Source organism: Aeromonas ichthyocola (assembly GCF_046087985.1).
GTDB classification, from domain to species: domain Bacteria; phylum Pseudomonadota; class Gammaproteobacteria; order Enterobacterales; family Aeromonadaceae; genus Aeromonas; species Aeromonas rivipollensis.
On record NZ_JBJSWH010000002.1, the window covers coordinates 260,844 to 285,486 of the forward strand.

General features: G+C 61.6%; 12 protein-coding genes and 6 pseudogenes. 14 read left to right on the plus strand and 4 right to left on the minus strand.

Going from position 1 to position 24,643, the window contains the following annotated elements; genetic code table 11:
* Positions 1-280: 280 nt before the first annotated feature.
* The 8 genes and pseudogenes from recN (at position 281) to ACF2JD_RS05960 (ending at position 11,380) form a co-directional block, all read left to right on the plus strand.
* Positions 281-1,945 carry a DNA repair protein RecN gene (gene recN / locus ACF2JD_RS05925; RefSeq protein WP_429166180.1) on the plus strand — a complete coding sequence of 555 codons (1,665 nt, stop codon included), beginning with the start codon at positions 281-283 and terminating at the stop codon, positions 1,943-1,945.
* Between the two features lie 544 nt (positions 1,946-2,489).
* Positions 2,490-3,383, plus strand: coding sequence for a DHHA2 domain-containing protein (locus ACF2JD_RS05930; protein WP_440986993.1), 894 nt, complete (start codon positions 2,490-2,492; stop codon positions 3,381-3,383).
* 386 nt (positions 3,384-3,769) lie between these two features.
* Positions 3,770-4,210, plus strand: a complete 441-nt coding sequence (locus tag ACF2JD_RS05935) for a universal stress protein (RefSeq protein ID WP_408780489.1) — start codon at positions 3,770-3,772, stop codon at positions 4,208-4,210.
* A gap of 245 nt (positions 4,211-4,455) precedes the next feature.
* On the plus strand, positions 4,456-5,619 hold the full coding sequence (locus ACF2JD_RS05940; protein WP_440986994.1) for an efflux RND transporter periplasmic adaptor subunit: 1,164 nt from the start codon (positions 4,456-4,458) through the stop codon (positions 5,617-5,619).
* Positions 5,616-7,680, plus strand: a pseudogene (locus ACF2JD_RS05945) (MacB family efflux pump subunit). The gene ACF2JD_RS05940 and the pseudogene ACF2JD_RS05945 overlap by 4 nt, the downstream one beginning before the upstream one ends.
* Positions 7,652-9,044: pseudogene (locus ACF2JD_RS05950) on the plus strand (efflux transporter outer membrane subunit). Before ACF2JD_RS05945 ends, ACF2JD_RS05950 begins: the two co-directional pseudogenes overlap by 29 nt.
* A 167-nt stretch (positions 9,045-9,211) precedes the next feature.
* A pseudogene (locus ACF2JD_RS05955) lies at positions 9,212-10,017 on the plus strand (siderophore-interacting protein).
* A 256-nt stretch (positions 10,018-10,273) separates the two neighbouring features.
* Positions 10,274-11,380, plus strand: a complete 1,107-nt coding sequence (locus ACF2JD_RS05960) for a 3-deoxy-7-phosphoheptulonate synthase (protein WP_440986995.1) — start codon at positions 10,274-10,276, stop codon at positions 11,378-11,380.
* A gap of 476 nt (positions 11,381-11,856) precedes the next feature.
* On the opposite strand, the gene ACF2JD_RS05965 is transcribed toward ACF2JD_RS05960, so the two are convergent.
* Both ACF2JD_RS05965 and dsdC read right to left on the minus strand, forming a co-directional pair.
* Positions 11,857-12,264: an H-NS family histone-like protein gene (locus tag ACF2JD_RS05965; RefSeq protein WP_025327689.1), complete on the minus strand. Its 408-nt coding sequence runs from the start codon at positions 12,262-12,264 to the stop codon at positions 11,857-11,859.
* Between the two features lie 379 nt (positions 12,265-12,643).
* Positions 12,644-13,588 (minus strand): DNA-binding transcriptional regulator DsdC, encoded by a 945-nt coding sequence (gene dsdC / locus ACF2JD_RS05970; protein ID WP_408847081.1) that lies wholly within the window; start codon positions 13,586-13,588, stop codon positions 12,644-12,646.
* Positions 13,589-13,819: 231 nt separating this feature from the next.
* Here dsdC and dsdX point away from each other — a divergent pair, with 231 nt between their 5' ends.
* The 3 genes from dsdX (at position 13,820) to ACF2JD_RS05985 (ending at position 17,007) form a co-directional block, all read left to right on the plus strand.
* Positions 13,820-15,157, plus strand: coding sequence for a D-serine transporter DsdX (gene dsdX, locus ACF2JD_RS05975; RefSeq protein WP_163147887.1), 1,338 nt, complete (start codon positions 13,820-13,822; stop codon positions 15,155-15,157).
* A 16-nt stretch (positions 15,158-15,173) separates the two neighbouring features.
* Positions 15,174-16,505: a D-serine ammonia-lyase gene (locus ACF2JD_RS05980; RefSeq protein WP_408857446.1), complete on the plus strand. Its 1,332-nt coding sequence runs from the start codon at positions 15,174-15,176 to the stop codon at positions 16,503-16,505.
* A gap of 325 nt (positions 16,506-16,830) precedes the next feature.
* Positions 16,831-17,007, plus strand: coding sequence for a hypothetical protein (locus tag ACF2JD_RS05985; protein WP_106886258.1), 177 nt, complete (start codon positions 16,831-16,833; stop codon positions 17,005-17,007).
* Positions 17,008-17,091: 84 nt separating this feature from the next.
* Here ACF2JD_RS05985 and icd read toward each other — a convergent pair whose 3' ends face one another.
* Complete coding sequence (icd, locus tag ACF2JD_RS05990) at positions 17,092-18,345, minus strand: NADP-dependent isocitrate dehydrogenase (RefSeq protein WP_106886257.1); 1,254 nt, start codon at positions 18,343-18,345, stop codon at positions 17,092-17,094.
* Positions 18,346-18,535: 190 nt separating this feature from the next.
* Positions 18,536-19,411, minus strand: coding sequence for a helix-turn-helix transcriptional regulator (locus ACF2JD_RS05995; protein ID WP_162520191.1), 876 nt, complete (start codon positions 19,409-19,411; stop codon positions 18,536-18,538).
* 129 nt (positions 19,412-19,540) lie between these two features.
* On the opposite strand from ACF2JD_RS05995, the pseudogene manA reads away from it, so the two are divergent.
* The 3 pseudogenes from manA to ACF2JD_RS06010 all read left to right on the plus strand — a co-directional run bounded on the left by manA (position 19,541) and on the right by ACF2JD_RS06010 (position 24,540).
* Positions 19,541-20,741, plus strand: a pseudogene (manA, locus tag ACF2JD_RS06000) (mannose-6-phosphate isomerase, class I).
* Between the two features lie 332 nt (positions 20,742-21,073).
* A pseudogene (locus ACF2JD_RS06005) lies at positions 21,074-21,838 on the plus strand (alpha/beta hydrolase); the annotation flags it as partial.
* A gap of 806 nt (positions 21,839-22,644) precedes the next feature.
* Positions 22,645-24,540, plus strand: a pseudogene (locus tag ACF2JD_RS06010) (PTS fructose transporter subunit EIIC).
* Positions 24,541-24,643 lie beyond the last annotated feature (103 nt).

A 24,643-nucleotide genomic window follows, 5' to 3' on the forward strand; every position in this document is an offset into this window, starting at 1 on the left:
CTGTCTCGAGTGTGTCTCAGCCACCCCGACTCCACAAGTTCACTGCCTCGACAAGACCCCAAAAAGGTGAACGAATACAGGCTGATCGCGCGCCAGCCCTCCAGGATAAAATCACCCATGGGATGCCATGACGGCTCTGTGCCTCTCCCTGTGCGACCCCCTCGCACAGCCCCTCATCCCCTTGCCCGGCAAAAAATCCCGCCCCGCACACTTTACTGTATATAAGACCAGTATATACTGGATGCATACACAGTAATGTTGACCCATACAGGATGAGACCATGCTGACCCAGCTGACCGTCAACAACTTCGCCATCGTCAAGTTTCTCGAACTCGATCTGCAATCCGGCATGACCTGCATCACAGGGGAGACGGGGGCAGGCAAATCCATTGCCATCGACGCCCTCGGCCTCTGCCTCGGCGAGCGGGCCGAAGCCAGCATGGTGCGGCCGGGCAGCGACAAGACGGAAGTCAGTGCCCGTTTCCTGCTGGACGGCAACCCTGCCGCCCGCGCCTGGCTCGCCACCAACGAGCTGGAGAACGATGGTGAGTGCATAGTGCGGCGGGTACTCTCCGCCGAGGGGCGCTCGCGCAGCTACATCAACGGCGTCCCCGTCCCCCTGGTGCAGCTCAAGAGCCTGGGTCAGTTGCTGGTCAACGTTCACGGCCAGCACGCGCATCAGCTGCTGCTCAAACCCGACTATCAGCTCGCCCTGCTGGATGGCTATGCCGGTCACCACCTGCTGCTCGATGAGGTGCGCCAGCACTATCAGCTGTGGCGCCAGCTGCAAAACGAGCTCAACCGCCTCAAGGCCGAACAGCAGCAGCGGGAAGCCCGTCGTCAACTCATCGAATATCAGGTGCAGGAGCTGGATGAGTTCGCCCTGCAACCCGGGGAGTTTGAGGCCATCGAAGAGGAGCACCAGCGCCTCGCCAACGGCACCGAGCTGATGCAGGAGTGCGGCTATTGCCTCGACCTGCTCTATGACAACGAGGAGACCACCATAGCCGGCCTGCTGCAGGTGGCGGTGGACAGGGCCGAAACCCTGGCCGGCATGGATAGCCGCCTTGGCAACGTGCTCGGCATGCTGAACGAAGCCCTGATAGGGGTGCAGGAGAGCCACAGCGAGCTGCGCAGCTATCTGGATCTGCTGGAGCTGGATCCCGAGCGTTTCAACGAGCTGGAGGCCCGCCTCTCCAAGGCGATCAATCTGGCCCGCAAGCACCACGTCAAGCCGGCGGATCTCCCGTCGCACCATCAGGAGCTGGCCAATGATCTCGCCCGCCTCCACTCCGATGAGGAGCGGTTAGAAGGGATGGAGGATGAACTGGCCGAGGCCCGTCAGGCCTTTGTCCAGGCGGCAGAGGTGCTCAGCCAGAGCCGTCAGCGCTACGCCCAGGAGCTGGCCACCCAGGTGACCGCCAGCATGCACGAGCTGGCGATGCCCGATGGCCGCTTCGCCATCGAGGTGCGCCCCGACGCCCAGAGCAGCCTGTCGCCACTCGGTATCGATCGAGTGGAATTCATGGTCACCACCAACCCTGGGCAGCCCATACAGCCGCTGGGCAAGGTGGCCTCCGGCGGCGAGCTGTCGCGCATCAGCCTCGCCATAGTGGTGATCAGTGCCCGCAAGATCTCTACCCCCACCCTGATTTTCGACGAGGTGGATGTGGGGATCAGCGGCCCGACGGCGGCAGTGGTGGGCCGCCTGCTTCGCCAGCTCGGCGAATCCACCCAGGTGATGGTGGTCACCCACCTGCCCCAGGTGGCCGGCAAGGGCCACCAGCACATGGTGGTCAGCAAGCACACGGACGGCAAGACCACGGAGACCCAGATGCAGGCGCTCAACCAGGGTGCCCGCCTCAACGAGCTGGCCCGTCTGCTGGGCGGGGATCAGATCACCGACAACACCCTGGCCAACGCCCGCGAGCTGCTTGCCTCCTGAGAATGGCACCGCAAGACATCAAGGCCGCTCGCAGCCCCTGAGGCGGCGAGCCATCAGCCTTCGGCCACCTGACTGGATAAGCGAGTAGCAAACCTCTCCGGCAACCTGCCCGGAAAGGCGAACCATCCCCTTTGGCGGCATGCCCGTAGAGGCGAGCCTTCAATCCTTTCGGTGACCTGACCGGGAAGACGAGTGGCAAACCTCTCAATTAACCTGCCCGGAAAGGCGGACCATCCCCTTTGGCCGCATGCCCAAAGTGGCGGGTCTTCAATTCCTTCGGTGATCTGCCCGAAATCACGAACCCAAACACTCCCACTCCGTCACCCCATGCCCCGGACCCGCCGCCAGCGGCCCTGATCAATGACGGCGGTGCACCCTCTCCTTCTCCGACTCTCGGTGCCCCAGGCCAGAGGCCAGAGCCTGGCCGGATTTGCCCCCATCACCGCCAGACAGTAGAGTGGAACCGACTCGGGCCCCATGGCCCTCTCTGGCCCGGCGCCGCGACATGCGGCCGAGCCCATCACCCCACATCAGGAACCGCCTCATGCTTCATGTCTTTGGCCACAAGAATCCCGACAGCGACAGCATCTGCACCGCGCTGGTCACCGCCGACTGGCTCAACCGTCAGGGTCGCACCGCCCAGGCCTATGCATTGGGTGACCCCATTGCCGAGACCCGCTTCATCCTGGAGACGGCGGGCGTGGAGGCCCCCCCGGTTCTGACGGGCAGCGTCGCCAACAAGCCGGTCTTTCTGGTGGATTTCAGCGAACTGGAGCAGGGACCTGAGGGGTTGGCCGAGGCCGATGTGCAAGGCCTCATCGATCACCACCGCATCGGCACCCTCATCACCTGTGGCCCCCTCGATGCCTGGGTGAGGGCGGTCGGGTGCAGTGCCACCGTACTGCTGGAGCTGATGGGCCATGACAATCTGTCCCGCGCCCAGGCCAGGTTGTTGCTGGGGGCCATCATCAGCGACACCTTCAACTTCACCTCCCCCACCACCACGGCAGAGGACAGGCTAGCGGTCGACCGGCTGCTGCCCATCGCCGATCTGGCCCTGGCCCCCTTTGCCCAGACCTTGCTGGAGCGGCGCACCCAGTTGGGCGATACCCCCCTGTGCGAGCTGCTCGTTGCCGACGAGAAGGCTTACCAGATAGCGGGTCATTCACTCATGGTCAGCCAGATCTGCGTGATGGACCCGAGCCAGATCCACAGCCGGATGGAGGAGCTGCATCAGGCCATGGCGCAGAGGCTGACCCTGGACTCGCTGGATGGCTATGTCTTGATGCTGACCGATCTGGCCAAGGGGAGCAGTGAGCTCCACTTTGCCAGCAGGGGCATACTGCCCGCCGAGCCGGTCCAGCTGGCGGGGGCCCTCAGCCGCAAGAAAGAGGGGCTTCCCTGGTTGACCCAGCAGCTGTCAAAAGTACCCCGCTAAGCCCTGTCACAGTGGCGGCCCGCCGACCGCCACTGTGATTGCCCGCCCTTAGACACCAGATCCCGGCACCTTGGCTTGAAGCCGGCGAGCAGCATGATCACCAGGCACATCCAAGATAAACCCCACTGCTGTGCTGCCCATAGACCATTTTCCCATCTCATTCCTCCATCAAGGGAGCCATGGGCGGCATGTCTTCATTCTCCGTTCAACTGCGTCTGTTATGCTGATGTAAACGAAGATGATCTTGCGCGCCCTCACCGACAAAGGATGACGTCTGGCGCTCACAGACAGACAAGTGAGTACCATGCAATACAGAGCGGGATCACTGTGGTAGGGGACAGCTCCTTTGTCCCCGGTGACCCGCGCCATGCCAAGGAGAACTGCTTATGACCCACACCAACATAGTGCTGTTGCTGGAAGGCAAGGATTACGAGCAGGAGACGCTGGCCAAGGCGAGCCGCCTGGCACAAGGGCTGGGCGGCGACTTGACCCTGCTGCACCTGACGCACAGCAGCAAGGTGCGCCGCAAGAGCCTGTCACTGTCCGAGGAGGAGCGCAGTGCCCAGGGCACGCTGGATGCCAAGGCCATCATCAGCGAACTCATCACCCTGCTGCCTCATCCGGTGGATTACCACTGCCTGGTGGTCGATGACGTGGTCAGGGATCTGGGCCAGTGGCTGAACGCCCACTCGACCTCGCTCCTGCTGGTCGGCAGCCGCCACCACTGGATGGAGGGATCGCTGGCCCGCCTGCTCATCTACAAGCTGCCCGTCGATATCCAGATCTGCCACGAGCCCTATGCCGAGCAGCTCAAGGCCGTCAGCTGAGTACCCGGGAGCCCGCTCAACGAGCGGGCTCCCTGCATTTATCCCCTCGTAGACCTCCCAAGCCCCTTGCTCCGCCCAGCGGGTATCATGCAGGTCTGGCCTTCCCTCCCCCTGCTGACATTCAGCACCTCCTAATTGACAACTTCATCTACATGATTTCTTACACATTGCTCGCTTCTTTTTAAGTGCCATTTGCTGCAGGATATCGCCCTTGCACGCCTTCACTCGTTTCGTTCAGGTGATAAATGAAGACTCTTCCAAAACCAGGCAAATATGCCCTGCTTGCCCTGGCACTGCTGGCCCTAGTGGTCTGGCTGGCCTGGCCCGGCAAGACCCCGGACCCCGTACTGACTGCGACCGTGACCCGTCAGGACGTGGAGCAGACGGTGCTGGCCAGCGGCGCCCTGCAGGCCATAGAGCAGGTGGATGTGGGGGCCCAGGTCTCGGGTCAGGTCACCTATCTGGCGGTAGAGGCCGGGCAACAAGTCAAGCAGGGGGATCTGCTGGCAGAGATAGATCCCCTGATAGCCCAGAACAACCTCAAGACCGCCGAGGCCGAGCTGGCCAGCCGCCGTGCCCAGCTCAAGATCAAGCAGGCGCAGCTCAAGCAGAACGAGCTGGCCTGGCGCCGCCAGCAGCAGATGTTCAGGCAGGAGGCGAGCTCCCGGGCCGATCTCGAGAGTGCAGAGGCGCAGCTGGCCGTCACCCGGGCCGAGTTGCAGAGCGCCCAGGCGGACATCGACAACGCCCTGATCAAGGTGGAGCGCACCAAGACGGAGCTCGGCTATAACCGCATTCAGGCCCCCATGGATGGCACAGTCGTCAGCATAGTGACCCGCCAGGGGCAGACCCTGGCCGCCAGCCAGACGGTCCCGACCCTGCTCAAGCTCGCCAACCTGGACACAATGACGGTCAAGGCGCAGATCTCGGAGGCGGACGTCACCAAGGTCAGGGCCGGCATGCCGGTCTACTTCACCCTGATCGGAGACCCGGACCGCCGCTATCACGGCACCTTGCGCACTGTCGAGCTGGCCCCCACCAACATCAACGAGCAGAGCGCCAACACCACGACCACCAGCAATGCGGCCATCTACTACTACGCCCTGTTCGATGTGCCCAACCCCGACCATCAGCTGAGGGTCGCCATGACGACCCAGGTCACCATAGTGCTGGGTGAACGCAAACAGGTATTGGCCATCCCCCAGACCGCCCTCGGCAAGAAGCTGGGGGAGAACGAATATGAGGTCACCCTGCTCAAGGAGGGCGGGCAGAAAGAGACTCGCCGCATCAAGACCGGCATGAAGGATGACATCAAGATAGAGGTGGTGAGCGGCCTCGACGAGCAGGACAAGGTGACTCTGGAGCAGGGCAAGCCCGTCCAGAACGACGAGATGGAGATGGTTCCGTGAGCGAGCCCCTGATCCAGCTCAAGGGCATAGAGCGCCGCTACCAGAGCGGGGAGCACGAGGTGACTGTGCTGCACCCGCTGGATCTGACCATAGCGGCGGGGGAGATGGTGGCCATAGTCGGTGCCTCCGGCTCCGGTAAGTCCACCCTGATGAACCTGCTGGGCTGCCTCGATCGCCCGAGCGGCGGCCAGTATCTGTTTCGCGGTCAGGACACCGCCGGCCTGGATGCCCTGGCCCTGGCGCGGCTGCGCTGCCACCACTTCGGTTTCATCTTCCAGCGCTACCATCTGCTGCCCCATCTGGATGCGGCCGCCAACGTGGAGATCCCCGCCATCTATGCCGGCACATCCCGCCCCGAGCGCCAGATACGTGCCCGCACCCTGCTGACCCGCCTGGGCTTGAGCGATCGCAGCCACCACAGGCCGGGCCAGCTCTCCGGCGGCCAGCAGCAGCGGGTCAGCATAGCCCGGGCGCTGGCCAATGGCGGCGAAGTGATCCTGGCCGACGAGCCCACCGGCGCCCTAGACAGCCACAGCGGCAAGGAGGTGATGGCCATCCTGAAGGAGCTGCACGAGCAGGGTCATACCATCATTCTGGTGACCCACGACATGGCGGTGGCCAACCACGCCAATCGCATCATCACCCTGCGGGACGGACGCGTGGTGGAAGACAGCGGCCAACCGGCTGCCAGCCCCGTCATCTCTGCGAGCCAGGCCCACGGGGAGGAAGAGAGCCAGCAGATCCCGCAGGCCGCTGTCGATCAGGTATCTTCCGGCCTCCCCGGGCAAGCAGCGAAGCAGGAAGTGCGCGAGCCGGCGCCGGACCGGATCGCCACAGCCTCCGTCGCAAGGCGGGGCAGCCAGGGCTGGGATCGCTACCGGGAGGCGGGTCGCATGGCCCTGCACGCCATGTTGGCCCATCGCATGCGCACCTTCCTCACCATGCTCGGCATCATCATCGGCATCGCCGCCGTGGTCAGCGTGGTGGCGCTGGGCCAGGGGGCCCGCGCCAAGGTGATCGACGACATCAACGCCATGGGCACCAATACCATCGACATCTTCCCCGGCAAGGATTGGGGCGACGAGAAGGCCGCCAGCATCCAGACCCTGAACGAGCGGGATCTCGACGCCCTGCTCGGCCAGCCCTATCTGGAGGGGGCCAGCCCCCAGATCGCCACCTCGGGCCAGCTGCGCTATCGCAACAAGACCAGCAGCGGCAGCGTGGTGGGGGTCGGCAGCGACTTTTTCCGGGTCAAGGGGATGACCCTCACCCAGGGCCGCCTGCTCGATGAGCGGGACATCCGCAGCCGGACGGCGGTAGCCGTGGTGGATGGCAAGACCATAGCCAGCCTGCTCGGCAAGACGGATCCCGTCGGCCAGGTGGTGCTGGTCGGCACCCTGCCGGTGCGCATCGTCGGGGTGGTGGCCCAGGAGACCGGCTTTGGCCCCAGCAGCCAGTCGGTCAATGTCTGGCTGCCTTACAGCGCCGTGATGAGCCGCCTCATCTCCCAGAATCACTTCAGCCAGATCACCATAAGGGTCAAGGACGGGGTCCAGCCCGCGCTGGCCGAGCAGGCCGCCGTGGCGCTGCTGACCCAGCGCCACGGGGTGAAGGATTTCTTCACCTTCAGCAGCGACAGCATCGTCAAGTCGGTGGAGAAGACCACAGCCACCCTGACACTGCTGGTCTCCGCCATCGCGGTGATCTCCCTCATCGTCGGCGGGGTCGGGGTGATGAACATCATGCTGGTGTCCGTGGTGGAGCGCACCCGCGAAATAGGGATCCGCATCGCGGTCGGCGCCCGTCAGTCGGACATCCTGCAACAGTTTCTGATCGAGGCTGTGATGGTCAGCCTGCTGGGGGGCCTGCTCGGCATCGGCCTCTCCCTAGGCATCGGCGCTGATCTTCTCCCTGCTCGTGGAGAGCTTCCAGATGCGTTTCTCGCTCTTCTCCATCCTGATGGCCTTCGGTTGCTCCTCGCTCATCGGGATCCTGTTTGGTTACCTGCCCGCCCGCAATGCGGCCCGGCTCGATCCGGTCGAGGCACTGGCGAGGGAATGATGATGCACAAACTTATCCTGGCTGGCTCTGCCTCACCCTGGCGCATGGCCCTCAGCGGCTGCAGCCAGCAGAGCACCTATCAGCGGCCCGAGCTGGCGCTGGCCCCACTGGCAACAGCAGACGGCGCCCGACTGGCTGCAGCAGGCTGGCCCCTGGTGGCAAGGCTTCCACGACCCCAGCTCGACACAGCTGGTCGAGGCGGTGCTGGCCGCCAACCCGGACATGCAGGTAGCCGCCCTGCGCCTCAAAAGCGCCCTGCTCGGCGCCGAGCAGGCCGATACCAACCTTACCCCTTCGGTCAATGGCTCTATCGGCGCCAGTGGCAACAAGGATCTGAAGAGCGGTAAATCGCCAGCAGTATGGGTCCCTCGCTGAACCTCAGTTACGAAGTGGATTTGTGGGGCAAGCTCGCCTCGGTGCGGGATCAGGCAAGCTGGGAGGCAGCGGCCAGCGAGCAGGATCTCGCCAGCACCCGCCTGATGCTGATCGGCAATAGCCTGGAGCAGTATTGGCAGCTCGGCTATCTCGGCTCCGCCATTACCTCGGCGAGCAACAGCTGGCCAACCTGGCGCACCGAGCAGCTGACCCAGACCAAATACCAGGCTGGCGCCATCACCCGGCTCGATCTGGCGCAGGCACGCCAGCTACAAGCAGGCAAACAGGCTGAGCTGGCCTCCCTCAAGGCGCAGCAGGAGCAGGCCCGCAATGCCCTGCGGTCTGCTGCTCGGCCGCAGCCAGCGGGCCGCTGGAGTATGCACCCGCTTCCCTTGCAAAGCAGACCATTCCTGAACTCGCGGTCGGCATTCCGGCCGATGTGCTGGCCGCCGCCCCGATGTCAAGGCGGCCGAGCTGCGGCTGCGCAGGACCCTGGCAAAAGGGGACGAGATCCGCACCAGCTTCTACCCCAGCCTGACCCTGACCGGCAGCGCCAGCACAGCATCGGACAGACTGGCGCAGGTGCTGCAAAATCCGGTCGGCACGCTGGGGGCCAGCCTTGCCCTCCCCTTCCTTGAATACAACCACACCCAGCTCGCCATCGAAAGCTCCGAGCTGGATTACCAGATTGCCGAAACCGAGTTTCGCAAGCAGCTCTACACCGCGCTGGTGGAAGTGGAAGGACAATCTGACCGCCCGCCACTATGGCCAGCAGCGACTCAGCTACCAAAGAGCAGCTGGACTATGCCAGGAGGCCGAGCGGCTGGCCAAGGCTCGCTTCCAGGCAGGGAGCGACCGGCGTGCAGGCCTGGCTCGATGAGCAAAACCGACTGTGGGATGCCCAGCAGAGCCTGCTGGCTCAGCAAAAAGAGCAGCTCACCACCACCGCCAAAATCTATCGCGCCCTGGGTGGCAGCGATCGCAGCTGACCGGCCTTGCCTGATGCCCTCGCACCATGCGGAGCCGTCAGCCGTCTCCTTATTTCTCCCGTTATGTGCCTTTTCCCCTCGGCCAGGGTCTGACTGCTGGCACACAAAGCAATTGATAATAATTTTCATTTAATGAAAAATGGGCACCATCAGTCAGGAGTATGCCCATGTCCCAGTCCGCCCCGGTCAATCGTCCCCGTCTGCTCGCGGTCAAGCACATTCAGGATGTGAGCCCGCACCTGCGCCGGATCTGCCTGACCAGCCCGGACTCGCTGACTACCCCTTCACCTGTGGCGGCGCCCATATCAAGATCATGCTGCCCCAGCCGGGCCAGGCCCATGCCGTATTGCCAACCCCGACCCCCAAGGGTCCCCGTTGGGAGGATCCGAGCCAGAAGCCCATCATCCGCACCTTCACCATCCGCGCCTTCCGCCGCGAGGCCCTGGAGATCGACATCGACTTCGCCCTGCACGGTGATGTCGGCCCCGCCAGCCGCTTCGCCCTCCACGCCAAGGCGGGGGACAGGCTCGCCATCTCGGGTCCGGGCGGCCCGGACCCCATGCTGCAGCTGGCCGATCACTACTACATGGCCGGCGATCTCACCTCCCTGCCCGCCATCAGCGCCATGGCCGAGGTGATGCCGGCAGAGGCCCGGGGCCATATCGCCCTGCTGGTGCCCCATCAGCAAGATGTGCAGGATCTGCCGCTGCCCGAAGGGGTCAGCCTACGCTGGTTTGTCGGCACGCCGGACCAGACCGGCCCGCTGGTGGAGTACTTTACTGCCCAGCCTATGGCTGCCTGAGGAAAGTTATTTCTGGTTCGGGCGGGGAAGAGGGTCTGGTGGTGCCCCTGCGCCGCCACGTTCGGCGCACGCTCGAGGTGGATCGCACCCGGGTCTACGCCGTGCCCTACTGGCGCCACGGCAAGGATGAAGGCCTATCACCACGCGCGTCATGACGTGATGGACAGCTGAATCAGCTGATTTTTTCCTGAAATATCAAGCTCATTCTACCACCCATGGGCTTGTTGCCATTGGTCCTCTGCCCCCGCCTGCCCGCCCCCCCATCTCTGGTGATCCTCTAGGTAGTGCTTGCAATTGAGACTGGCAGCAAGATAATGATAATCACTCTCAAAAAGGATGATGTGTCCTGGGCGCAGATCCCCTGCTCCAGACACCCGAGCGTTACGGGCCCATCGTCGACCCCATTTGCACAGCAAGGTAATCCCAGATGGCTGTTTTGAATTCGGTAATGCGCGCCTTCGCGGTGGAGGCGCTCCCCACCCCTGCCGACCTGTTGGCACAGCATCCCTGCTCGGCCGATATGGCGCAGCACATTGACCAGCACCGCCACCAGGTGCGCCAGATCCTGAGTGGGGCAGACGATCGCCTGCTGGTGGTGATAGGCCCCTGCTCCATCCATGATCCCGTCGCCGCCCTCGACTATGCGAAAAGGCTGGCACGGCTCGCCACCGAGTATCAGGAGAGCCTGCAGATAGTGATGCGCACCTATTTCGAGAAACCGCGCACCACTGTCGGCTGGAAGGGGCTGGTATTCGACCCTCATCTCGATGGCAGCAACGACATCGGTCACGGGCTCCACCTGGCCCGTCAGCTGCTGCTCGACATCAACCGGCTGGGGCTGGCCACCGCCACCGAGTTCCTCGATACCACCAGCTTCCTCTATCTGGCGGATCTCATCAGCTGGGGGGCGATCGGTGCCCGCACCACCGAATCCCAGGTACACAGGCAGCTGGCCTCGGCCCTGCCCTGCCCGGTCGGCTTCAAGAACGGCACAGACGGCAACATCCGGGTGGCCATCGATGCCATTTTGGCCAGCGAGGCCTCCCATCTGTTCACCGCGCCTGGCAGCCAGGGGGGCATGGTGGTGATCAAGAGCGAAGGCAATCCGGGCGGCCACATCATCTTGCGCGGCGGCACCCTGCCGAACTATCACCAGAGCGACGTGATGGACGCGGCCGAACGCCTGGCGCGCCAGGGGCTCAACCCTCGGCTGATGGTGGATTGCAGCCACGGCAACAGCCAGAAGCTGCACCAGAACCAGCTCCTGATCGCCGGGGAGCTCTGCCGCCAGTTGCGAGGCGGGAGCACTGCCGTTGCCGCCGTCATGGTCGAGAGCTTTCTGCAAGGGGGCAGCCAGAAACCGGCGCCACTGAGCGAGCTGCAATATGGCTTGTCGGTCACCGATGCCTGCCTCGGCTGGGAAGAGAGTGAGAGCCTGCTGGCCATGCTGGCCGATGGGGTCATGGCGCGCCGTCAATTTGCACACAGTCGCCCCATTTCCCTTCGCAATGATCTCGGCCAGCCGGTCAGCTGACCTATTTCCTATTTATTCACAGCGGGGTCGCCAGGCCCCTATTCAATCTCCAACCCGAGAAATGACATTCACATATTGTCTGAACAGGGGTGTCAAATAGGGCAGTCATGGGGAAAGAAAAATAGTGCGAGCGGGACAAGCATTTCCCCATTGATAGAAAAATGGGCGACCAGGCAAAGCGGGAAGCATGCCCGCAAATCTATCTATTTCATCCCACAGCGACGGGCCATTATTTGTCATCTTGTGTCATCAGAGATAACAAATGGGCTGTATGAGTCCTCATTGTGTCACAGGGGAGGTGCGACAGCGATTGGCTTACCGCCAATGGATAGTTTTTATTGGCCCATGATGGTCATGGCTATTGTGGACGGGCGACCCAAATTAGGTGGCTTCCTGGATGGGCAATAGATAGACAGGATCCTGAAAATAATAATGCCGCCCCTTGGGCGGCATTATTGACGACGCTATCCTGGCAATCAGATCAGGAAGTCGTTCAGATCCTTGCCCAGCGCAACTTGCTCGGCAATGGCTTTGGGCATGCGGCCCTGGCCGGTCCAGGTCTTCTCCTGGCCATCTTCCTGATACTTGTATTTGGCAGGACGCGGAGCACGCTTGCTCTTGGTCGCGCCAGCAGCGGCCGGAGTGGCCACGCTGCCGATCAGCTCGCGCGGATCTATGCCAGCCTGTTGCAGCATCTCGGTAAACTCGCTCAGCTTGCGCTGACGCTCTTCCTGCTCGGCCCGCTCTTGCTCTACGGACTCGGCACGCTCGTTATATACCAGATCAAACTTTTCTTTCGCTTCTTGCAGTTGCTCAAACGGCAGTTCACGAATGGCAGCGCGCAAGCTGCGAATGTTCAGCAGAACCTTCAGAAACTCGTTCATTACTTCCTCACAGAATTATTTTTGTATGTCACAGGGATAACTCATTTTGAGAATAGCATGTCCACTCGATAACAACATAATGATTTTATAGCTGACAATCCCATGGTCATTATTCACTGTGGTTAATTCACATCAGGGATCTTATCGGATCACCGCTCAACTGACATTATTTCTTCAACATGGGTTAATCGGCCCCACTTTCCCAGGTATTTGTTACAGAGATAAAAGGGGTGTCATCCAAGCACCTGCATTCATATATAACAAGCCATAGCGCAGCCCACAGCCGCCAGCACAGAATGTACAAATATTGGCCGCCTCATTCTAAGGTCGAATGAAATGAGAGCGAGACCGGGCAGCACTCTGTATCCCTCTCCCTGATTCAATCAATTTCCTTTGCCTGGGCGCTTATCCATTCGATGAATGCCTGGATCTTGGGGCACTGGCGATGGGGGAGCGTGGCCATGTAGTAGCGTTGATTGCAGCGGACCGCCTTGCCAGGGAAGGGCTCCACCAGCTCGTTTCGCTCCAGCCGCTGGCGCACCAGGTTCTTGCGGCCCATGGCCACGCCGGCATGATTGATGGCAGCTATGATGGCCAAGTCGGAGCGATCGAAGCCCATGCTCGACTGACAGGCTTCTAGGGAGATCCCGGCCTGGCGAGCCCAGCTGCACCACTCATCGGTGTCGGAGTCATATCCCCAGGCCTGCCTGTCGTGCAGCAGGCGGCAGTGGTTCAAGTTATCCGGGTTATCGAGCAACTGGTGCCGCTCGGCATATTCGGGGCTGCACACCGGCACCATGTATTCATCCATCAGCGGGTGGATGGCGAGCCGCTCCGGCACCTTGTCGTCGAAATAGATCGTCAGGTCTATGCCATAGCCGTGCAGGTTGACGTTCTCGTTGCCGGTCATGATGTTGAGGTCGATCTGGGGGTGCAGGCGGGAAAAATCCGCGAGCCGCGGCACCAGCCAGCACTGGGCGATGGAGGGGCGGGAATAGACGGTCAGGGAACCGGAGAGCTCCTGATTCTTGATCTCCAGGATCTCCTGATTGATGAACTCGAGCGACGACTTGAGTGCCCAGAAGACCCTTTGCCCCTCAGTCGTCAGCATCACCTTGCGGTGAAAGCGCTGGAACAGCTTGAAGCCGAGCTCCTCTTCCAGCGCACCTATCCGGTGGCTCACCGCGCTCGGACTGAGCGCCAGCTCATCCGCCGCCAGGGCGAAGGAGCTGTGGCGGGCCGCCGCCTCGAAGGTGTGCAGCTTGGAGAGCTGATAGCCGCTCAGCAGCTTGTTTCTCGATACGTAGTTGTCTTCGGTATACATCCGCCTTCCCCCTCACAGGCTCAACATCGCCTGTCATGATATCCCGGACGACCCTATTTAGGATGATGTAACCGAACCCAAGTCACATAAATACCGCTAAATGTGATGAATGTGGCACCTTTGCATCAATTCAGCTCACCCAAGAGGCCATTTTCATCATTTGTCAGCCCGGCGCCCTTGCCGTTCAATAGGCCCATCATTCATCTCTTACCATCCTTGTCGAGGCGCAGTATGAATTCTGAAGTGTGGGTCGTCGGTACCTTGCTGACTAGCATCATTCTGATTGTCTTCACCATAGTGAAGGGCAAGGTGCATCCTTTCCTCGCCCTGCTGCTGGCGAGCTTCTATGTCGGCACCATGATGGGGATGAACCCGGTCAAGATGGTCAATGCCATGGAAGAGGGCATAGGCGGCACCCTGGGCTTTCTCGCCGCCGTCATCGGTCTTGGCACCATACTCGGCAAGATGATGGAGGTGTCGGGGGCGGCGGAGCGCATAGGTCTCGCCCTGCAAAAGTGCCGCTGGCTCTCGCCCCAGGTCATCATGGTGCTGGTCGGTCTGGTGTGCGGCATCACGCTGTTTGTCGAAGTCGGTGTGGTGCTGCTCATTCCACTGGCCTTCTCCATCGCCCGCAAGACCAAGACCTCGCTGCTGACCCTGGCCATTCCGCTCTGCACCGCACTGATGGCCGTGCACTGCATAGTGCCGCCCCACCCCGCTGCGCTCTATGTCACCAATCAGCTGGGTGCCGACATCGGCTCCGTCATCGTCTATGGCCTCGCGGTCGGGCTCTTTGCCTCCCTGGTGGGCGGCCCCCTGTTCCTGAAACTGCTGGGCAAACGGGTGCCGTTCAAGGAGGTGCCCGCCGCCTTTGCCGACATCAAGGCCCGGGATGAGGCAAGCCTACCAACCTTGAGCGCCTCCCTCTTCACCGTGCTGCTGCCCATACTGTTGATGCTGGCCAAGACGGTGGCCGAGCTCAACATGGATCACGCAAGCCACCTCTACACAGTGCTGGAGTTTATCGGCAACCCCATCACCGCCATGTTCATCGCCGCCTTCACCGCCTACTACGTGCTGGGGATCCGCCAGAGCATGAAGATGGAAGGGCTGCTGGACAAGACCGAAGAGTGCTTCTCCTCCATCGCCAACATCTTGCTCATCATAGGGGCGGGCGGCGCCTTCAACGGCGTGCTCAAGGCCAGCGGCCTGGGGGACAGCCTGGCGACCATACTCTCCCAGCTGGACATGCACCCCATACTGCTCGCCTGGCTGGTGGCCATAGTGCTGCACGCCGCCGTGGGCTCCGCCACCGTCGCCATGATGGGGGCCACCGCCATCGTCTCCCCCATCATGGTGCACTACCCGAACATCAGCCCCGAGATCATGACCCTGGCCATCGGCTCAGGCGCCATCGGCTGCACCATGGTGACCGACTCCCTGTTCTGGCTGGTCAAACAGTATTGCGGTGCCACCCTGAATGAAACGCTCAAGTACTACACCAGTGCCACCTTTGTCGCCTCCCTGATGGCGTTGGCCGGTACCTTCCTGCTCTCCTATATCGTGTAAAAGACAGAGACATCCCATGAAAAACATCGACGTCCAACAGCTCATTACCCAATTCCCGCTGGTGCAATCCCTGATAGCACTCGAGCCTGTCACCTGGTTCAACCCCAATGCCACTACGCTGGCGGTCGGTCTGCCCTATGTGGGGCTCGATAGCAACGATGTGGCGGATGCCTCCGCCCGGCTCGCCCGCTTCGCCCCCTACATGTGCGACGCCTTCCCCGAGACCCGTGCCAGCAAGGGCATTCTGGAGTCCGAGATAGCGGCCATTCCGGCGATGCAGGCAACGCTCAATGCGCGTTATGGGGTCGAGCTGACCGGCAAGTTGTTGCTCAAAAAAGACAGCCACCTGCCCATCTCCGGCTCCATCAAGGCCCGTGGCGGTATCTACGAGGTGCTGACCCACGCCGAGCGGCTGGCCATCAAGGCCGGATTGCTCTGTGAAGAGGACGACTATCGCAAGTTGTTCACGGACGAGTTCCGCCACTTCTTCGGCCAGTACAGCATTGCCGTGGGCTCCACCGGCAACCTCGGCATGTCCATCGGCATCATGAGTGCCAAGCTCGGCTTCAGCGTCACAGTCCACATGTCCGCCGATGCGCGGGAGTGGAAGAAGCGCAAGTTGCGCGAACACGGGGTGATCGTGGTCGAATATGCCGAAGATTACGGGGTAGCTGTGGAGCAGGGGCGCAAGGAGGCCGAGCGCGATCCCAACTGCTTCTTCATCGACGACGAGAACTCCCGCACCCTCTTCCTCGGCTACTCGGTGGCCGGCGAGCGGGTGAAAAAGCAGTTCGATGAGATGGGCATAGTGGTGGATGCCGAGCACCCGCTGTTTGTCTACCTGCCCTGCGGCGTCGGCGGTGGCCCGGGGGGCGTGGCCTTTGGCCTCAAGCTCGCGTTCGGGGACAACGTCCACTGCTTCTTCGCAGAACCCACCCACTCTCCCTGCATGTTGCTCGGGGTCCACACCGGATTGCACGACGCTATTGCGGTGCAGGATCTGGGCATAGACAACCTCACCGCCGCCGATGGCCTGGCGGTGGGACGCGCCTCCGGCTTCGTCGGCCGCGCCATGGAGCGGCTGCTCGATGGCTTCTACACCTTGAGCGATCAGGAGATGTATGACCTGCTGGGGCTGCTGGCCCGGGACGAGCAGATCCGCCTCGAGCCCTCCGCCCTGGCCGGCATGCCGGGCCCCTGGCGGGTCAGCGCCGATGGCGACTGGCAGGCATCGCACGCTCTGGATGCCGGGCGCATGGCGCAGGCCACCCACCTGGTGTGGGCTACCGGCGGCGGCATGGTACCCGCCGAGGAGATGGCAAAATACCTCGCCACCGCCCACCTCTGATCTTTTTTTCAACCGAAAAACCCGCCACCCCGGCGGGTTTTTCTCTTCTGGGATCAGCAAGATGGCATGCTCTTTGCCCAAGCTTGGCTACCCCCCGTGCCCCTCCCCTTGCCGTCAATCCCCCCAAGTTGGTTATTTTGTGATACGATAGAGGCCGTTTTTTGACATCTGCGCCCCGTTGTCGCCTTGATCCTGCAAGATCACCACCCAGTCCGGTGGGCACAACGAGCTTGGGCGCAGCACCACAAGTGACCCGGTTGAGTCAATGCTGGCGGCCTGTGCCGGCGAACGACACCAGGGGCACCTTAGATAAGGAGATCGGGCTATGAAACAGTATCAAAGCTGGCTTGGACAATATCTGATGAGCCGTCGCGATGGCGATCACGCCATGGCTTCCGAACTCGCCAACTCCATCTGCGAGTTCTGGCAGGCGCAGGGGGATGAGGCCGAAAGCAGCAAATGGCAGCAGCTCTACCAGCAGCACGTGGAAAAGACCACCTGAGGGCGGCATCTTCAGGCTTTCTGGCCTGTCACCCATAAAAAAACCGGCGCTCATGGCGCCGGTTTTGCTTTTTCGGATTTCCGATCACATCTGGTCGACCATGTCCTGGGCGAACTGGGAGCAGGAGCGCAGGGTGGCGCCTTCCATCAATCGCTCGAAGTCATAGGTGACTGTCTTGTTGGCGATGGCAGCTTCCATGCCCTTGACGATGAGGTCGGCCGCTTCGGTCCAGCCCAGGTGGCGCAGCATCATCTCGGCGGAGAGGATGAGGGAACCCGGGTTCACCTTGTCCTGACCTGCGTACTTGGGCGCAGTGCCGTGAGTCGCCTCGAACAGAGCCACGCCGTCGCCGATGTTGGCGCCCGGGGCTATGCCGATACCACCGACCTGAGCGGCCAGGGCGTCGGAGATGTAGTCACCATTCAAGTTCATACAGGCGATGACGTCATACTCGGCCGGACGCAGCAGTATCTGTTGCAGGAAGGCATCGGCGATGACGTCCTTGACGATGATGGTCTTGCCGGTCTTCGGGTTCTTGAAGGAACACCAGGGGCCGCCGTCAATCAGCTGGGCATCGTACTCTTTCTGGGCCAGGGCATAGCCCCAATCCTTGAAGGCACCTTCGGTGAACTTCATGATGTTGCCCTTGTGCACCAGGGTCACGGAGTCGCGATCGTTGTCGATGGCGTACTCGATGGCGGCACGGACCAGACGCTCGGTACCGGCCTTGGACATGGGCTTGATGCCGATGCCGCAGGACTCGGGGAAGCGGATCTTCTTCACGCCCATCTCGTTTTGCAGGAAAGCGATGACCTTCTTGGCTTCATCACTGTCCGCCTTCCACTCGATGCCGGCGTAGATGTCTTCGGCGTTCTCGCGGAAGATCACCATGTCGGTCAGCTCGGGGTGCTTGACCGGGCTCGGGGTCCCTTCGTAGTAACGGACCGGGCGCAGGCAGACATAGAGGTCCAGCTCCTGGCGCAGGGCCACGTTGAGGGAGCGAATACCGCCACCGACCGGGGTGGTCAGCGGGCCCTTGATGGCCACGCAGTATTCACGAATGAAATCCAGGGTTTCGGCCGGCAGCCAGGCACCTTCGCCATAGACATGAGTCGATTTCTCGCCGGTATAAATCTCCATCCAGGCGATTTTGCGCTCGCCCTTGTAGGCTTTCTCGACCGCAGCGTTCACCACGTTCAGCATGGCCGGGGTCACGTCCACACCTATGCCATCCCCTTCGATAAACGGAATGATGGGGTTGTGGGGAACGTGCAGCTTGCCGCTGGCATCGACTGTGATTTTTTGACCCTGGGTCGGGATAACTACTTTGCTTTCCATCGGCATCTCCTAACTTCCGTTTGTTATCAATCTGATCGTTGCGCGCGGCCATCTTAGCCCATCCATTTGCATAATCAAATGGCGGGCGTGCATGTCCGACCATAGTCGGGGACTGGATCACAATGCGCCACTTCTGTCCGCGCCCCATGAGGCTCAAGCCCGTGCAGTTCCGCCATGGCGAGCGCCGCCGTCATGGCGTCAGGCTCTCGCTCTGCCCCTGGGGCTGGCTCAGGGCGCGGTACTGGGAGGGGGTCAGCCCTGTCTTTTGCTTGAACACCCGGCAGAAATAGTTCACATCGCTGTAACCACAGCGGCTGGCCACCTCTTCCAGCCGGAAGCGGTATTTTTTCAGCATGAACTTGGCCCGATCGATGCGAACCCAGCTGATGTAGTCCGCCAGGCGCATGTGTCCCTGCTCGCGAAACAGGTGGGAGAGATGGCTGGCCGAGACGTTGAAGCGGTGGGCGATGGAGTCACGGGTGATGGGGCGGTGAAAGTTCTCCTGGATATAGATGCAGATGCCGTGAAACAGGTCAGCCCCTCTCGGCCGCTCGAAGGTGGACTCCGCCAGCAATTGACGGGCACTGGTGAGCAGCGCCTGCAACAGGTGGTTGTCGGTGGGGGAGCGGCCTGGATCTTCCACCAACACGTTGAGGGCCGCCAGTATGTGTTCATTCACATGGCCGGCCCGGGCCATGATGCTGTGCTTTTGCACATCGAAGAAATCCGGGTCTTCCCGGCGCTTGCTCACCAGGCTGAAACCGAGCTGGCGCTTGCCAAACAGCAGGCTCAGCACAGAGCAGTCCGTGGTCCAGAGCGGCTTGTTCCAGCCGTTGGGGGGTATGTAGAGCGCCTGCCCCGGCAGCACGCTGACCTCCTGGCAACCCGACTCCCTGTCCCAGATCTGGTTGAGGTATTCGCCGCTGAATACCAGCTCGAGGCGGGGAAAGTTGACCTGGTAGCTGAAGCCGGGCGGCACCCCCTGATCCTGGGCAAACCAGATCTGTTCGAAGGGAACCTGGTCGTGGAGGGCGCCGTCGAGCAGCTGGCTGAAGATGAGTGACATGATGATCCCGATCAAGAGAGAGGCAAGCGATTGCGGCGGCAAAGGCCGCCCATGTTATAGTCCGGGCCGGACCGTCAATTCCACCCTTTTCTTCAAACCACTTTCTTCACGACAAATGAGGCGTCCCTTATGAGCAGTCGAGATCTGCCCTCCTTTCTGTTGATGCAAAATCCGATTCAAGGTTATGACTGGGGCAGCCATGACGCCCTCACCACCCTGTTTGGCATCCCCAATCCGGCTGGCAAACCCCAGGCGGAACTCTGGATGGGGGCCCACCCCAACGGCTGCTCCGAGGTGACCCTGGCGGGAGGTGTGCAGAAACTCTCGACCCTGATAGAGAGCGCCCCCGCCGCCGTGCTGGGGGGACGCCACCGTCGCCCGCTTCGGCAGCCTGCCCTTCCTGTTCAAGGTGCTGTGCGCCGAGAAGGCCCTCTCCATCCAGGTGCACCCGAGCAAGGCCCAGGCCGAAGCCGGCTTTGCCAAAGAAGAGGCCGCCGGCATCTCGCCCAAGGCAGCCAATCGCAACTACAAGGATCCGAACCACAAGCCGGAGCTGGTGTTTGCCCTCACCCCCTATCAGGCGATGAACGGCTTTCGCGCCATTCCGGCCATACTGGCGCTGTTCGATGCCATGGCGCTGCCGGCGCTTTCCGAGCTGACCGCGGCGCTGCGCCAGTCACAGGATGAGGCTGGCTTGCAGCACTTCTTCCACCAGATGCTGATCCTGGACGGCGCGCGCAAGGAAGAGGCCCTGACTGGTCTGCTGGCCTATGCCGCCGCCCGTCAGGATGACGAGACCTTTGCGCTGATCACCAGCCTGGCCGCCCAGTACCCGGGCGATGTCGGTCTCTTCTCGCCGCTCTTGCTGAACGTGGTGACTCTCAAGCCGGGTCAGGCCATGTATCTGGACGCCTGCACCCCCCACGCCTATGTGCGCGGCACCGGCCTTGAGATCATGGCGAACTCCGACAACGTGCTGCGCGCCGGGCTCACCCCCAAATACATAGACGTGGCAGAACTGCTGGATTGCACCCGCTGCCTGCCCAAGCCGGACGATCAAATCCTGCTGGCCCCCCACCTTGAAGGGGCTGTGCAGCACTTCGAGGTGCCGGTACCTGACTTCACCTTCAGCGTCTACCCGGCCGGTGAGCATGCACTCACCACCGCCAGCGCCGAGATACTATTTGCCATAGATGGCACAGTGACCCTCCAGCAAGGTGAGCAGTCACTGCGCCTGGAGAAGGGGCAATCCGCCTTCGTCCCCGCCGCCACCGGCAGCTACCGGCTGCTGGCCGAGGGGCGGGTCGCCCGCGCCGGCAACCGCTGCTAAGGGGTTCCATGACCCCCTGAATCCACAAGGGCCATCTTCGGATGGCCCTTGTCGTTTCTGCCCCAAGGAAGAGTGGCCGGATCCCGACTAGGCTCTTCTCCATCGGTCAGGACTTCAAACGAGTCACTGACTACTTGACGAGGGCACGAGAGAAGGAGAGCAGAGTGTTTATAGTGACCAACAACCGTGTGGTGAACGAGGGGAGCAAGAGCCCCCTTGGCGTCTTCGGCGACAGGCCGGAGGCAGGCCCGAATGAGTTGCGACTGGCGGAGGCCAGCCGCCAGGGAGACAAATGGCAGCTGGACTTGCTGCCCGACCAGATCACCCCCGAGATGGCCGAGAGCGTGGGGCTGGATCCCGCCGCCAGCTACCCGGCCAGCGCCTATGTGGCCCGCAAGCTGCTGGAGCGCTGTGCCGGCACAGGGACGGGCAAACAGAAGCTCAAGACCGGCAAGCACCTGCTGCTGTTCGTCCATGGCTTCAACAACGATCTGAAGGATGTGCTGGAGCGGGCGGCCGGCCTCGAAGCCCAGTATGGGGTCGAGGTGCTCTGCTTCAGCTGGCCCGCCAATGGCGGAGGCGCCCAGGGGGTATTGAGCTACAAGAGTGACAAGCGCGATGCCCTGGCCTCTGCCGGGGCTCTGGATCGGGTGCTGGAGAAGATGAGGTTGCTGCTCGAGGAGTTCAATGCCCAGTATGTGACCGAGCTGGAGGGCAAGGCGCAGAAGAAGTTTGCCGGCAACGGCGAGGCTTGGGATCGCTACTTCTCGAAGGAGGTGAACAAGCGCTGCCCCTTCACCATCAACCTGATGCTCCACAGCATGGGCAACTACCTGTTCAAGCACCTGCTCGGCAGCAGCACCTACAACGCCAATCACCTGCTGTTCGACAACGTCGTCATGGTGGCCGCGGACACCAACAACGAACACCACGCCGAGTGGGTCGACCGGATCCAGTGTCGCAACCGCCTCTACATCACCATCAATGAGAGAGACAGCGCCCTCCTGGCGTCACGGATGAAGATGGGGGAGCAGCAGAAGGCGCGGCTCGGTCACTACACCAAGCAACTGGACTCCAAGACGGCCACCTACGTCGACTTCACCGATCAGCCCCAGGTGGGGGACTCCCACGCCTACTTCGAGGGGGACGCCATCACCAACAAGAAGGTGGCGGCCTTCTTCCACACAGTGCTCAACGGCGGCACGGGGGAGAGTGCGGCGCACTTCGACATAGCCCAAAACCACCGCCCTGAGTCAGGGCGGTGGTATTTCATTATCTGCTCAACCGATGGCCATCATGGCCGTCGGGGGCTAGTGTTCTGCCGCTTCCGGCTGGGGAACTTCCGAGCGTTCCCGCTGCAGTTCATCGACCCTGGCTTGCCATTTGTCATGGGCCTGTTTTTGCCCCTGTGACTCAAATTCCTGGCGCATGGTGTCGATTTCTTGGTCAAGTTTTTCCATCAGGATGTCTCCTTACATCTCGGGTTACACACTGGCTGACGGCACTGTTGACCATACTCACAGAGTTATCTCCCTCCCAATTAATGACAATAAAATCACTTAAGGCGCCTGCTATTTGCCAACCAGCTCACACTATTGAGCCATAACAAATCACACAAATATCCATTCCATCACGGCAAATTCATCATCGACCTGGACACTCAAATAAGATTCGGCACGAAAGGCATAGACACAATTATTTGATATTAAAGCAATAAACTGAATTTCACATCACGTTGAATAGATGTACTAAAACGAGATGGCGGTCACAGCTCATTCTTGTCAGCACAAAAATCCAGTAAACGGCACATTTGTCCGATTTCGGCACCGCGCCAACGGGAGAACAATATCCAGGTCAATTGTTCCCCCCATCATGCGGCTCGGCAACGGAGCCAGGAGAGAATATGTTACCCACCATGACCAACGGCAGACTCATCTGCCTGGAGTTGAAGGCCACCAGCAAGGAGGCGCTATTCGACGAGATGGCACAGATGCTGGCGCGCGATGGCGCCGTGTCTGATCAACAGCAATTCGTCAAGGATATCTGGGCCCGCGAACAGCTGGACTGCACCGGCTTCGAGCAGGGTGTCGCCCTGCCCCACGCCAAGAGCAAGGCGGTCAGCCGTCCGGCCATTGCCATCGGTGTCAGCCGCCAAGGTATCGAGTACGGCGCCGAAGATGGCAAGCCGACCCAGCTGATCTTCATGATCGCCTCCCCGGATGGCGGCGCCAACCACCATATCGAAGTGCTGGCCGAGCTCTCTACCCGTCTGCTGGAACCCGGTTTTATCGAGCAGATGAAGGCGGCCACTACCGTCGAGCAAGCCCTGACCCTGCTCAAGCAAGGCCCGAAAGCGGAAAAACCGGCGCAAGCCGCCAAACCGGCTGCCACTGCAACCCGCGTTGCCCCCGAAGATCGCACCTTCAAGGATCGCCTCAATACCATGAAGCAGCACCTGCTGTTTGGTACCTCCCACATGATCCCCTTCATCGTGGCGGGCGGTGTGCTGCTGTCCTGTCGGTGATGATGAGCGGCAAGGGCGCCGTGCCGGAAGCGGGCTTCCTCAAAGACATGGCCGACCATGGGTATCGCCGGTCTGACTCTGTTTACCGCCGTGCTCGGTGGCTACATCGCCTACTCAATGGCGGACAAGCCAGGCCTGGCCCCCGGCATGATCGGCTCCTGGATAGCGGTGCAGCAGTACCACACAGGTTTTCTCGGCGCCATTCTGGTGGGCTTTATCGCCGGCCTCATCGTCAATCAGCTCAAACGCATAAAACTACCGGACTCCATGAGTTCGCTCGGCTCCATCTTCATCTATCCCCTCATCGGCACCTTCCTGGTGTGCGGCATCGTCATGTGGGTCATAGGTGCGCCCATCGCCGCCATGATGGAGGGGATGAACCACTGGCTCTCCAGCATGGCAGGCTCCGGCAAGGTGATGCTGGGGGCCATCCTCGGCGGCATGACCGCCTTTGACATGGGCGGCCCAGTCAACAAGGTGGCTACCCTGTTTGCCCAGACCCAGGTCAACACCCAGCCCTGGCTGATGGGGGGTGTCGGCATCGCCATCTGCGTGCCGCCCCTTGGCATGGCACTGGCGACCCTGCTCTCCCCCCGTCGCTACAAGAAGGAGGAGCGTGAAGCGGGTAAAGCCGCCGCCATCATGGGCATGATAGGCATCAGCGAGGGGGCCATTCCCTTCGCCGCCGCCGACCCGGTGCGCGTCATCCCGGCCATAGTCGCGGGCGGCATCGTCGGCAACATCACAGGCTTCATGATGCACAGCATCAACCACGCCCCCTGGGGCGGCTGGATAGTGCTGCCGGTGGTGGAAGGCAAGATGGGCTACATCCTGGGCACAGTGCTCGGCGCCCTGACCACGGCCCTTATCGTCAACCTGCTGAAAAAGCCGGTGACCGACGAGGAAGAGGTCACCACCCCGGATGGCGGTTATGACGTCATCGAAGCGGAAGGTGAGGCAGAAGTGCTCGCCATCACCGCCTGCCCCTCAGGGGTGGCCCACACCTTCCTCGCCGCCAAGAGCCTGCAAAAAGCGGCCGCCAAGGCAGGCATCAAGCTCAAAGTGGAGACACAAGGCGCCAACGGCATCATCAACCGCATCACCCCCAAAGACGTGGCCAACGCCCGCTGCGTCATCCTGGCCCATGACGTGGCCATCAAGCACAGGGAGCGCTTCGCAAATATCGAAATAATCGATGTCAAAACGAAGGAAGCTATCCACAATCCAGATGGATTATTGGCCCGCACCCTGGCTGGCAGCAGCAAGGTCGCCTGACGACGCCGGGTTTGCCGTGCTGAACATAAGGGGCCGCCAGGCCCCTTTTTGCATGTCAGCATTCCCCCCCTCTAGCGAGGCGAAACTGGCTCTCTTAAAGTAC